Genomic DNA, 12,740 nt, shown 5'->3' on the forward strand with positions numbered 1-12,740 from the left:
TCGCGCTGGTTTGCCTGGGTCGTCCCTGTGCGGGACCGGTGCGTTTTGCGGTTCGCATGGTGTTGGTTTGGTTGCTCATGGCGTGGCGTGCGCGTCCTGTATTCACGCTGGTTTGCCTGGATCGTCCCTGTGCGGGACCGCACCTACTTTTCTTTGCTCGCGCAAAGAAAAGTAGGCAAAAGAAAGCGCGTTTACCTCGCGCTTCGTAGCGAGTGGTGTCTATCAATTTTCGGGTAGTGGACCGCGCACGTTTTGAGTCGCCGGTCCGTTTTTCCCGGTGGTCCGCGCCCGCACATCCCGCCCGCTTCGCGGCGGTAGCCCACTTCAAAAACCCATTTGCGCCACGCTATTTTTTGGCATTCTCGACGGTTCGGGCGTCCCGCCCGAAGCGCGGTTTGCGCTCAGCATCCGCCCTCTTTGGACGATGCCGGCGTCGGCTCAAAGCCCGATTTTCACCACCCGATTTGCCAGCCTTCACGACCGTTTGAGCGTCCAGTTCAAGAGCCGGTTTGCGCCACGGCATTCACCCGCCTTCACGATGGTTTCGACGCTCTGATTGGCCTGGAATCTTGCGCGCGAGAACGGACCGGCGCATGCCAGGAAATTGGGTGTTGTGACCGACGGAGTGCCGCGCGCGAATTGCGCTAAGAGATAAAGACGGGGCTGTGCCCAACGGCTGTCGCGAAGCGAACAGCCGGAACGAATGACTGCCTTGTCACTCGCTTAAGCGGTGCGGCAACTCAAATCGTGCGCGGTCCACTACCGGTAAATGAACCGACGCCACTCGCTACAAAGTGTCGGTGTAAACGCGCTTTCTTTTGCCTACTTTTCTTTGCGCGAGCAAAGAAAAGTAGGTGCGGTCCCGCACAGGGACGATCCAGGCAGGCCGACGTGATAACAGGCCGCGCACGCCACGCCAGGAGCAACAACACCAACACCGCGCGCACCGCCGAACGCACCTGGTCCCGCACAGGGACCATCCAACCACCCCATCGCAAAAACAGGCCGCGCACGCGATCCCAACCCAAACCTATCATCCCCCCGGATTCATCCGGAAATAAGCATCCAGCAACGAACTCTTATAAACCACCCCCGCCAGCGCAGGATGCGCAACACTCTCCACAACCGGCAACCGCTCCCCCTGAAACGCCATGAAATGCTGCAACGCCACCCCCAACGGCATATCCGGCGTCAACACATCGAAATGCGGCTGCAAATAATCCGCGGCCTTCCGCTCCGACGTATCCCGCTTCTCCAGCAAATCCGACGTGATGTCCTTCAACGCCACTACGCCAAGAAAGCACCCCGCAGCATCCACGACATACAGATACTTCACCGGATATTCCAGAAACACCCGCGTCATCTCCGGAACCGTCGCGTCAGGTGCGACCACGGTCTGCGCAGGACGAATCAGCTCGCGCATCTGCGTCGCCCGTAACCGCAGCCGCTTCTGCTCCTCCTCGTGACGATGCAGCGTAATCTCATACATCGATGTCTTGCCGATCGCCCGCGAGACGAAATACGCCACCACGCACGACAGCATCAACGGCAACACCACCTGATAACTCAGCGTCATCTCGAAGATCATCAGGATCGCCATCAACGGCGCCTGCGTCGCGCCGGCGAGAAACGCGCCCATCCCGACCATCGCATACGCGAACGGTGCGGACGTGCCGTTGGGCCACATCGCATGCATCCCCAGCCCGAACAACGAACCGAGCACGGCCCCGACGAACAGCGTCGGCGTGAAGACGCCGCCGACCGCGCCCGAACCGGTCGTCGCGGCGGTCGCGACGACCTTGAAAATCAGCACCAGCAACAACGCGCTCCACGTCCACGGCGAATGCAAAATCGAATTCACCACGCTGTAGCCATTGCCCCAGACTTCCGGCGACCATACCGACAACACGCCCACCGCCAGTCCGCCCAGCCCGAGCCGGATCGGCAGCGGAACCGGCAACTTGCGAAAGCCGGTTTTCGCGGCGGCCAGCAAGCGCAAAAACTGCGGCGCGGCGGCACCGCACAGCACGCCTAGCGCGACGAACAGCAATACCTCAATGCCCGCGACGGGCGGGAACACCGGCATTTCATAAGGCGGACGGTATCCGGCGAACTCGCGCATCGTGATGTTCGCGACCACGGATGCGACCACCACCGGTCCGAAACTTTCCATCGCGATCGAGCCGAGCACGATCTCCGTCACGAAAAACGCGCCCGCGATCGGCGCGCTGTATGCGGATGTGATCCCCGCCGCCGCGCCGCACGCGACCAGCAGACGCAAGCGCGGTGGATCGAAATTGACCCAGCGTCCGATCAGCGATGCGCCTAACGCGGCCAGTTGCACCATCGGACCTTCACGCCCGATCGAGCCGCCGCTCGAAATCGTGAACAGCGACGACACGCTGCGCCACAACGACAGCCGAACCGGCACGACGCCATCGCCGATCGCGACCGCTTCCATGTAGTCGACGTGCTGGCTTTTATCCGCGTAACGCTGCGCGATCAGCAGAAACACACCGGCGACGAGCCCGCCGAGCGCGGGCATCGCGATCCGCACGCCGAGCGGCAGACGCTTCGCCATCTCGACGAAACTGCCTTCGGTGCCGGTATAGGCACGCTGCATCAAGCCGATCGACTCGCGAAACGCAATCGTGGCGAGCGCGCCGGCAATCCCGACGATCACCGACCAGATCAGCATCGTGTGTGCATCGGACAAACGGAACAGACGTTGCGCGCGAGTGCGCAGCTTCAGCAGGAATGAAAACACGAGTGGTCAGGGAAAGAGCGTCAAAAGCGCCGCGCACGGCGTGCGGCGTTCGTTGTTGTCGTGATGGGGAATGCGCGCGTTACCGTGCATCGACATGGTTTCCAGATAACGCCCGCATGACATCAACGCGCATCCTGATCGAGTTCCGGATAGTGGCGGAAAATGCACGACTCGTTATGCGCGAGCCGACGGTCGGAGTCGAGATAGGCGGCGATGTTCGGCCGTTCGATCACCGCATCGTGCAGCGCGGCCAGCAACGGATAATGCTGGCCGAATTTTTTCATCGCGCGCGGAAACGCATAAAACAGGCCGTCGATCAGCTGGAACATCGACAGGTCCACGTAGCTCAACGCGTCGCCCACCATGTAGCGCGAGCCCGCCGGATTTTGCCGGATCACCTTCTCGAAGTACGTCATGAACTTCGGCACGCGATGATCGAGAAAATCCGCCGAGCGTTGCTTCGCAGCAGCTTTCTGGTCTTCGTAGTAGAGCCCGCTGGCGATCGGATGATGGGTGTCGTGCGCCTCGGTGACGACATCCGCAACCGTCAGTTGCAGACCGTTCGCGACATAACGCAGGCCCTCGTCGCGCGGCGCGAGACCAAGCTTCGGTCCGAGATAAAAAAGGATATTCGCGGTCTGCGCAACGATCAGGTCGCCGTCTTTCAGAAAGGGCGGTGCGAACGGCGGATGCGCTTCGTCGTCGCTGTCGAGCAGCGCCATCATCGCGCCGGTGCCGAGTCCGTCGTCCTCGTCGCCGCGCGCCACTTCCACGTAATCCGCGCCGGCTTCTTCCAGTGCCAGCCGGACGAATTCGCCGCGCCCTTGCAGGCCGTCCCAATAGTAGAGTTCCAGGCTCATCGATTCGATCCTCACTCGGATTGCGCGCCGCGCCGCGCGAACGGCAAGTATGCCGTGCGCGACGCGGAAAGCGCAAAACCCCGCACGCGGCGGGGCTGGTTGAACAGGAGATGCAAACGGGGACGACGCCCGCAGGATCCGGACCCGTCGGGCGGTCGCGACGGGAAGATCATCCGAGCAGTCGCTGGACCGCCCACGTGATACCAAGACCGCCGACGATCAGCCACACATACAGGATCAGCCCGGTGGTCAGCGCGCGCGGTCCGGCCTGACGAATCTGCGACAGGCGGGTTTCGATGCCGAGCGCGGTCATGGCCATCGTCAGCGCGAAGGTGTCCAGCGTGTTGACCGATTGCGTCGCGACTTCCGGCAACACATGCAGCGAGTTCACACCGACACACGCGAGAAAGCCCAGCGCGAACCACGGAATGGCAAGCTTGCGCGGCGTGTGCGCAGTCTGACCGTCATCGCTCGCGGCGCCGTACGACTTGCCGCGCGGCGTGCGATTCACCCACATGCCGACCGCGAGCAGCACCGGCACCAGCAACATCACACGCGTCATTTTTACGATCGTCGCGATATGGGTGGCCTCCGGGCTCACGTTGCTCGCCGCGCCGACCACCTGCGCAACTTCGTGAATCGTGCCGCCGAAAAACAAGCCCGCGCCGACCGTGTCCAGATGCAGCCAGCCCGCCTTGAACAGCACCGGATACAGGAACATCGACAAAGTGCCGAACAGCACGACACTGCCGACGGCCATCGCGCTCTTGTGCGGCTTCGATTGCAACGTCGATTCGAAGGCGAGCACGGCGGCCGCGCCGCAGATCGCGCTGCCCGCTGCCGTCAGCAGCGCGGTGTCGCGGTCGAGCTTCATCAGCTTCATGCCGGCCCACGTGCCGATCACCAGCGTGCTGACGACGATCAGCACCGATTCCGCAAGGCCCGGCAAACCGACCTGTGCGATTTCCTGAATACTGACGCGCAAACCGAAGAACGCGACCGCGATCCGCAACAGCTTGCGTGCCGAAAAATTGACGCCGGCCGCCCAGCTTTCCGGCATTCCGTCGCGCAACGCGTTGCCGTAGATCATCCCGGCCACGATCCCGACGATCAGCGGACTCAATCCCAGACCGGCAATCGCGGGCACCGCCGCGATCCGCGTCACGGCAGCGGCAAACAGCGCGACGAACAGGATGCCGTTCAGTTGACCGCGCGTGGACGGCGCAGCAGCGGCCGTCGACGGAGCGGGAGAAAGCGAAGCGGAATGCGTGGAGGAGGACATGGCAAGCGGCCTTGTGTGCGATGGAACGTCATCGACGGAATGGGCTAATCCTAGTTTGAATATATGAATATGAGAAATCGTGATTTGCAACGTAATATATCGGCTCAGCCGATACTTCGCATCCCATGACCGCCGATCAGCTTATAACCTTCGCCGCCGTTGCCGATCACCTGAACATCAGCCGCGCCGCGCTTGCGCTGCATCTGTCGCAACCCGCCGTGTCGGGCCAGTTGCGGCAGTTGCAGGACGAGTTCGGCGAGCCGCTGTATCAGCGTGAAGGGCGCGGCATCCGTCTGACGCCCGCCGGCGAGCAACTGGCGAGCTATGCATCGCGATTGCGCGATACGTGGCGGCAGGCGCACGCGTTTCGCGATGCGTTGCGCGGTCTGGAGCGCGGCACGCTGCGGATCGGCGCGAGCACCACGCCCGCCAGTTATCTGTTGCCGTATCTGATTGCTGCGTTTCGCCAACGCCATCCGGAAGTCGCGCTGCTGACGTCCGACGGCAATACGAGCGAGATCGTCGGTGCATTGGGTACGATCGATATCGCGATGATCGAAGGGCCGGTCGGCGCCGATCTGCCGCCCGATACCGCCGTGCATCCGTGGCACGAGGACGAGATCGTCGCGATCATGCCCGCGTCGCATCCGCTCGCGCCGTCGTCGGCGAGCCCGACGCAGCCGCGCGCGCGACTCGATCTCGACGCGTTGGGCGCGCATGCGCTGGTGTTGCGTGAAGCCGGTTCGGGCGTGCGTCAGATGGTCGAGCGGGCGTTCGCGCGGGCTGCGGTGCCGATGCGGGTCGCCCTCGAAATCGCGGGCGTGGAGGGCGTGAAGGAAGCGGTGCGCGCGGGAATGGGGATCGGTTTCGTGTCGGCGATGTCGATGCGTCACGAGGACGGCGCGTTGCGCATGGCGTCGCTCGCGCCCGAACCGTTGACGCGGCGTTTCTCGATCCTCGTGCCGCATGCCAGCGCGCCGTCGCGGGTGGTCGAGCGATTTCTCGAACTGAGTCTCGGACAGGAGCAGATCGCGCGGTAACGTGGGCAGCGGGTGTTTCGCCAGTGTTTCGCCGCAGCGGGCGGGGCGCACGCGATCCGCGCTTTTCCCGTACGCGCGCAGCCGCACCCAGCCGCGCGCGCCGTCGCCAGGGATTTCCATAATGGCCGCGAACACAGCGAAGGCGCAGTATTTCGACATCGAAGCGCGCCAGCGCTTTTTTAATCGAACATTTTGGAACCGGTTCCATCCGACTGCTTCCGACCAAGAGACGAGTCATCCCCCTATGTCTGAAGTTTCGATCGTTGCGAGTGCGTTTGGCGTCGATGCGATCCGTCGCGACGGCCATTTGCCGTGGGCGCAGGCCGCCGCGCACGCGGGCGCGGCGGCGTTCGAGGTGCGTCGAGAACTGATGAGCGACGAAGCCGCAGCGCCCGATGCATTGCGCGCGCTGGGCAACGCGATTCGCGCGCTCGGCGTCTGGATCGTATGGTCGACGCCCGCGACGCTGTACACGTCGGCGGGTGCGCTGGACGAACACGCACTGCGCCACGCGCTGATCGAAGCGCGGGCATGTGGCGCGCGCTTCGTGAAATTGCAGTTGGGCGGTTTTACCGGCGACGCCGACGGCCAGCGCATCGCGGCGTGTCTTGCCAGCGCGGGAGAGCGCGCGGACGGTGACGCCGCCGTGCGCCTGGTCGTCGAAAACGGCCAGATGAAAGAGGGCGGCACGCTGACGCAATTCACCGGACTGTTCGACGCGTTGACGCGCAGCGGTCACGGCGACGTGCTGGGCATGACCTTCGATATCGGCAACTGGCTGTGGGCCGGCGAAGTGCCGCTCGATGCGGCCCGCCTGCTCGCGCCGTACGTCGAGTACATCCACTGCAAGGCGGCGACAGGCGAAGGCGCGCGCCGTTTCGCGGTCGCGCCGTCGGCGGATGACGGATTCGTCACGCCGGTGCTGGCGAGCTTGCCGCGCGACGTGCCGCGCGGCATCGAATTTCCGTTCGACGCAGCGCGGATCGAGCAGGACGCGGCGCATTACGTCGGATGGCTGTCGGCCGCGTGAAGCGCGGGTTGCAAGGGTTGCGCGAAGCACCAGCAACACGAACATCGAAATACACAGCAGGAGCAGCAGATGACACAGGCGTTGGATGTGGTGACGTACGGCGAGGCGATGGCGATGTTCGTCGCCGCTGAAAGCGGGTCGCTGGCGCAGGCCGGGCAGTTCACCAAACGGGTGGCGGGTGCGGACCTGAACGTGGCGATCGGCTTGTCGCGACTCGGGTTCAAGGTGGGCTGGATGAGCCGGATCGGCGCCGATTCGTTCGGCGATTTCGTGCGCGCGACGCTGAGCCGTGAGGGCATCGACCAGCGCCGCGTGACGACGGACGGGCGTTATCCGACCGGCTTCCAGCTGAAATCGAAAACCGACGACGGCAGCGATCCCGCGGTCGAATATTTCCGTCGCGGCTCGGCCGCCAGTCATCTGTCGATCGCCGATTACGACGCCGATTACGTATTGAACGCGCGCCATCTGCATCTGACCGGCGTTGCGCCCGCGATCTCGCCGACTTCCTGCGAACTCGCGTTCCATCTGGCGCGCGAAATGCGTGCAGCCGGAAAAAGCATCTCGTTCGATCCAAACCTGCGTCCGACCTTATGGCCGTCGCGGGAAGCGATGGTCGACGCGCTGAACGCACTCGCCGCGCTCTCCGACTGGGTGCTGCCCGGCATCGGCGAAGGCGAGATCCTGACCGGTCACACGCAGCCCGAAGCGATTGCGGCGTTTTATCTGGCGCGCGGCGCGAAGGGCGTCGTCGTCAAACTGGGTGCGGACGGCGCGTATTACCAGACCGCCGACAGCTCGGGCATGGTCAGCGGCGAGCGGGTGCAACAGGTCGTCGATACCGTCGGTGCAGGCGATGGTTTCGCAGTGGGCGTCGTCAGCGGACTGCTGGAAGGACGGCGTCTGGAAGACGCGGTCAAACGCGGCAACCGGATCGGCGCACTCGCGATCCAGGTGATCGGCGATTCCGAAGGGTTACCGACGCGCGCCGAACTCGACGCGCTGGAACACTCGGCGAGCCACGCACGACCGGCGGTCGCGGCGCACTGAGCGTCGCGACCGGCCACCTTTTAAACGAAACGAAACGCAACGCAACGTACCAGACCGAACCGAACCGAACCATAAGAACAACAACACCGAATCCCGCTTTCCGAGGCCACGCCAGGTCTTAACAGGAGACACCGCAATGCCACCCACCTTAGCGATTCGCCGTTGGTGGACGATCATGCCGATCGTCTTTATCACCTATAGCCTGGCGTATCTCGACCGCGCGAACTTCGGCTTCGCCTCGGCCGCCGGCATCAATCACGATCTCGGTATCAGCAAGGGCCTCGCGTCGCTGATCGGCGCGCTGTTCTTCCTCGGTTACTTCTTTTTCCAGATTCCGGGCGCGATCTACGCCGAGCGTCGCAGCGTCAAGAAACTGGTGTTCTGGAGCCTGATCCTGTGGGGCGGTTGCGCGGCATTGACGGGCGTGGTGAGCAACATTCCGTCGCTGATCGTGATCCGCTTCATGCTGGGTGTGGTCGAGGCGGCCGTGATGCCCGCGATGCTGATCTTCATCAGCAACTGGTTCACCAAAACCGAGCGCTCCCGCGCGAACACTTTCCTGATTCTCGGCAATCCGGTGACGGTGCTGTGGATGTCGGTCGTGTCCGGCTATCTCGTGCATTCGTTCGGCTGGCGTCACATGTTTATCGCCGAGGGAATTCCGGCGGTGCTGTGGGCGGTAATCTGGTGGTTTATCGTGCAGGACAAACCGGCGCAGGTAGCGTGGCTGACGCAACAGCAGAAAGACGACCTCGCCGACACGCTGCGCGCCGAACAGGCCGCGATCAAACCCGTGCGCAACTATGGCGAAGCGTTCCGCTCGCCGGCCGTGATCAAGCTCTGTGCGCAGTATTTCTGCTGGAGCATCGGTGTGTACGGCTTCGTGCTGTGGCTGCCGTCCATTCTGAAAGAAGGCTCGTCGCTGGGCATGGTCGAAACCGGCTGGCTGTCCGCGCTGCCTTATCTCGCGGCGACAATCGCGATGCTCGGCGCGTCATGGGCTTCGGATAAACTGAACATGCGCAAGGCGTTCGTGTGGCCGTTTCTGCTGATCGGCGCGATGGCGTTTGCCGGATCGTATGCACTCGGCACCACGCATTTCTGGCTGTCGTATGCATTGCTGGTGATCGCCGGGGCGGCGATGTACGCGCCCTACGGACCGTTCTTCGCGATCGTGCCGGAACTGCTGCCGAAGAACGTCGCGGGTGGTGCGATGGCGCTGATCAACAGCATGGGCGCGCTCGGTTCGTTCGTCGGCTCGTATGTGGTCGGCTATCTGAATGGCGCGACCGGCTCGCCTGCGGCATCCTATGGTTTTATGTCCGTCGCGCTGCTGGCCTCCGTGATCCTCACACTCGCCGTCAAGCCGCAACCGCGCGCGCCGGGCGGACTCGCTACTCCATTGCAAGGAAAATGATTCGATGAAGAAGATCGTCGCGTACAAGACACTGCCCGATGACGTGCTCGCGTACCTGCGTGAACATGCGGAAGTCGTCGAGGTCGATGCCGGGCAACACGACGCCTTCGTGGCCGCGCTGCACGACGCCGACGGCGCGATCGGCGCGAGCGTGAAGATCTCGCCGGAAATGATCGAAGGCGCGAGCCGTCTGAAAGCGCTCTCCACGATTTCGGTCGGCTACGACCAGTTCGACGTCGCCGACCTGACGCGGCGCGGCATCGTGCTGACGCATACGCCCGACGTGCTGACCGAATCCACCGCCGACACCGTGTTCTCGCTGATTCTCGCCAGCGCGCGACGCGTGGTCGAACTGGCGGAATACGTGAAAGCGGGCGAGTGGACCAGCAGCATCGGCCCGGCGCATTTCGGCGTCGATGTGCAGGGCAAGACGTTGGGCATCGTCGGTCTGGGCCGCATCGGCGGGGCGGTTGCGCGTCGTGCCGCGCTCGGTTTCAACATGCGCGTGCTGTACACGAATCGCAGTCCGAACCCGCAGGCGGAATCGCAGTACGGCGCGCGTCGGGTCGAACTGGCCGAACTGCTCGCCACCGCCGACTTCCTGCTGCTGCAAGTCCCGCTGACGGCGCAGACGCGTCATATGATCGGCGCGGCCGAACTGCGCGCGATGAAGAAAAGCGCGATCCTGATCAACGCATCGCGCGGCGCGACCGTCGACGAAGCCGCGCTGATCGACGCATTGCGCGACGGCGAAATCCACGGCGCCGGGCTCGACGTATTCGAAACCGAGCCGTTGCCGGTGAGCTCGCCGTTGCTGTCGATGAAGAACGTGGTCGCGCTACCGCATATCGGTTCGGCCACGCACGAGACCCGTCACGCGATGGCGAAGAACGCCGCCGAAAACCTGATCGGCGCGCTCGACGGCACGCTGACCATCAACATCGTCAATCGCGACGTGCTGACGCGGACATGACAGCGAACATGACGGGCGGCGCAGGTGGCGCGGGGGCGGCGGCCGGCGTGCCTTCGGCTGCGCCGCGGCGGGCCACCATCAGCGATGTCGCGCGCGAAGCCGGCACCGGCAAGACCAGTATTTCGCGCTATCTGAACGGCGAGCTGAGCGTGTTGTCGCCGGAATTGCGCGCGCGGATCGAAGCCGCGATCGAGCGTCTCGACTACCAGCCGAACCAGATGGCGCGCGGCCTGAAACGCGGACGCAACCGGTTGATCGGCATGCTGCTCGCCGATCTGACCAATCCGTACACGGTCGAGGTGCTGCAAGGCGTCGAAGCGGCGTGTCACGCGCTCGGCTATATGCCGCTGATCTGCCATGCAGCCAACGAGATCGAGATGGAGCGGCGCTTCGTGCAGCTGCTGACCACGTATCGCGTCGAAGGCGTGATCGTGAATGCGCTCGGCGTCGATGAGGAAACCTTGCGGCCGGTCGGCGGCGGCGGCATTCCGGCGGTGCTGGTGGACCGCACGATCGACGGCCTGACCGCCGATATGGTCGGCCTCGACAATACCGCGGCCGCGCGGCTCGCGGTCGAACATCTGCTGGAGCGTGGTTTCGACGATATCCGTTTCGTCGTGCAACCGTTCGAGCATGTCAGTTCGCGCAGTCTGCGCGAAGCCGCGTTTCGCGACGCGATCGCGCGCGGCGTGAATCTGCTCGACGGCGCGCATCCGACAGACGCGCGTGCGGTGCGCGGCGAAACCGTGGTGCTCGATCTGACCGATCCGCAAGCCATCGAGCGCACGCTGGCCGCGCTCGATGCGTCGCTGGACGCGGTGTCCGCCGAGGGCGCGAGCGTTTCCCGTACGCCGGACGACCCAGCCGACCGCTTGCAGCGCGTCGCGCTGTTCGCGGCGAACGCGCCGGTTGCGCTGTGTCTCGCGCGTCATCTGAATGCGCGTTACGGCGCGCAATGGCATCAGCGCGTCGCGCTGCTGTCGATCGACGATCCCGAATGGGCCGAGCTGACCGGCGTGACGACGATTCGCCAGCCGACCTACGACATCGGTTATCGGGCGGTCGAATTCCTGCATGAACGGATCGACGGCGCGAATGCGCCCGCACGCGATTGCCTGCTGCCCGGCGAGTTGATCGCGCGCGGCTCGACTGCGCGATCGGCGACGAATCTGCGATGATGCGGGCTGCGGCATGTCGCAGCGGACCGGTCACGATCCGCGCGCTGCCGTATCGGTGGATGAACGCGCGGCGTTAGGGTGCTTCGAACGCTTCGGGCTTCGTCGGCGCGCGGTCTCCATCGGTTATTCGTCGTCAGTCCCGTCGTCAAGGAAATTCATGGTCGTTGCACCGCTCACGCTTACCTGTCTGTCGCTCGCGACGCTGTTCGTCGCTGTCTTGCCCGTCGTGCTGTATCGCCGCCTGCGTAAACCGTTCGCGTTGAATCACCGCGACACGATCGCCGGCATTGCCGTGTTCGCGCTGTTCGCGATGGTGATCGAGCGGGCCGTGAACGGCTATTTCCTGCAACAGAACGACCGCACATCGGAATGGCTGGCGAACCCGTTTGCGTTCGTCGTCTACGGCGCGATCGTGGCCGGGCTCTGCGAGGAAGTCGGGCGTTTCGTCGCGATGAAACTGATGCTCAACCGTGCGCGCCGCGACCTCGACGGCGAAGCCGACACGCGGGTCGGCAAACGGCCGCGCGTGCCGACGATGATCGAAGGCGACGGCGCGGCGCTCGGATACGGAATCGGTCATGGCGGTGCGGAAGCGTGGCTGATCGGCGTGTTCGTGCAGCTTCAGTGGATCGTGTTCGCGATCTACGACAATCTCGGCGAACTCGAAGCGCATCTGGGTAATCTTCCCGCTGACACGATGATGCGTCTGCATTTCCAGCTGGCCAGCCTGACGCCGCAACTGGCGGGAATTTTCGTGCTGGAACGCGTGTCGGCGCTGGTATTCCAGATCGGCTTGTCGGTGTTGATGTGGCGCGGCGTGCGCGCCGGATGGCGCTGGGTGCTGCCGGTCGCGATCGTCGCGCATGCGCTGGTCGATGCGCCTGCCGCGATGTATCAGGCGGGCCTGTTGCCGCTGATCGTCGTCGACGGTGTGTATGTGCTGGCCGCTGTCGCCGTTGCCGGCGTGCTGGTCAGGCAGATGCGGCGTCCGGCCCAAGCCGCCTGACACCGGCGTTTTGCACGCGTCCGGGCGATTCCGATGCGCACGCGCGACCTGCAATCATGGGTGGCGTGTCGCGCGAACCGTTAGAATCGCGCCGGAATGTCCGCATTGATTCAAGACCGAAATTTTTCAGCCGACCT

Annotated in this window: 10 protein-coding genes; 7 read left to right on the forward strand and 3 right to left on the reverse strand. The window is 64.0% G+C overall.

Features of this window, described 5'->3' with window-relative positions:
• Window positions 1-1,033 precede the first annotated feature (1,033 nt).
• The 3 genes from PW947_RS27700 to PW947_RS27710 form a co-directional block, all read right to left on the reverse strand.
• Complete coding sequence (locus PW947_RS27700; protein WP_299635554.1) at window positions 1,034-2,767, reverse strand: ClcB-like voltage-gated chloride channel protein; 1,734 nt, start codon at window positions 2,765-2,767, stop codon at window positions 1,034-1,036.
• Between the two features lie 122 nt (window positions 2,768-2,889).
• A complete protein-coding gene (locus PW947_RS27705) occupies window positions 2,890-3,627 on the reverse strand; it encodes a glutathione S-transferase (RefSeq protein ID WP_299635555.1) in 738 nt (245 codons plus the stop codon).
• Window positions 3,628-3,796: 169 nt separating this feature from the next.
• On the reverse strand, window positions 3,797-4,909 hold the full coding sequence (locus tag PW947_RS27710; RefSeq protein WP_299635556.1) for a YeiH family protein: 1,113 nt from the start codon (window positions 4,907-4,909) through the stop codon (window positions 3,797-3,799).
• A 125-nt stretch (window positions 4,910-5,034) separates the two neighbouring features.
• Here PW947_RS27710 and PW947_RS27715 point away from each other — a divergent pair, with 125 nt between their 5' ends.
• From PW947_RS27715 to PW947_RS27745, 7 genes are all read left to right on the forward strand, one after another.
• Complete coding sequence (locus tag PW947_RS27715; protein WP_299635557.1) at window positions 5,035-5,949, forward strand: LysR substrate-binding domain-containing protein; 915 nt, start codon at window positions 5,035-5,037, stop codon at window positions 5,947-5,949.
• Between the two features lie 244 nt (window positions 5,950-6,193).
• Window positions 6,194-6,979, forward strand: coding sequence for a TIM barrel protein (locus PW947_RS27720; protein ID WP_299635558.1), 786 nt, complete (start codon window positions 6,194-6,196; stop codon window positions 6,977-6,979).
• A gap of 69 nt (window positions 6,980-7,048) precedes the next feature.
• Window positions 7,049-8,029, forward strand: coding sequence for a sugar kinase (locus PW947_RS27725; protein WP_299635559.1), 981 nt, complete (start codon window positions 7,049-7,051; stop codon window positions 8,027-8,029).
• Window positions 8,030-8,165: 136 nt separating this feature from the next.
• Window positions 8,166-9,446, forward strand: a complete 1,281-nt coding sequence (locus PW947_RS27730; RefSeq protein ID WP_299635561.1) for an MFS transporter — start codon at window positions 8,166-8,168, stop codon at window positions 9,444-9,446.
• Between the two features lie 4 nt (window positions 9,447-9,450).
• The gene (locus PW947_RS27735; RefSeq protein WP_299635562.1) at window positions 9,451-10,419 is read left to right on the forward strand and encodes a D-glycerate dehydrogenase; all 969 of its coding nucleotides are present in this window, start codon (window positions 9,451-9,453) and stop codon (window positions 10,417-10,419) included.
• An 8-nt stretch (window positions 10,420-10,427) separates the two neighbouring features.
• On the forward strand, window positions 10,428-11,597 hold the full coding sequence (locus PW947_RS27740; RefSeq protein ID WP_299636054.1) for a LacI family DNA-binding transcriptional regulator: 1,170 nt from the start codon (window positions 10,428-10,430) through the stop codon (window positions 11,595-11,597).
• Between the two features lie 157 nt (window positions 11,598-11,754).
• Entirely contained in the window at window positions 11,755-12,603 is an 849-nt protein-coding gene (locus tag PW947_RS27745; protein WP_299635563.1) for a YhfC family intramembrane metalloprotease, read from the forward strand.
• Window positions 12,604-12,740 lie beyond the last annotated feature (137 nt).

This window comes from Paraburkholderia sp. (assembly GCF_028283785.1).
Classification (GTDB): Bacteria; Pseudomonadota; Gammaproteobacteria; order Burkholderiales; family Burkholderiaceae; genus Paraburkholderia.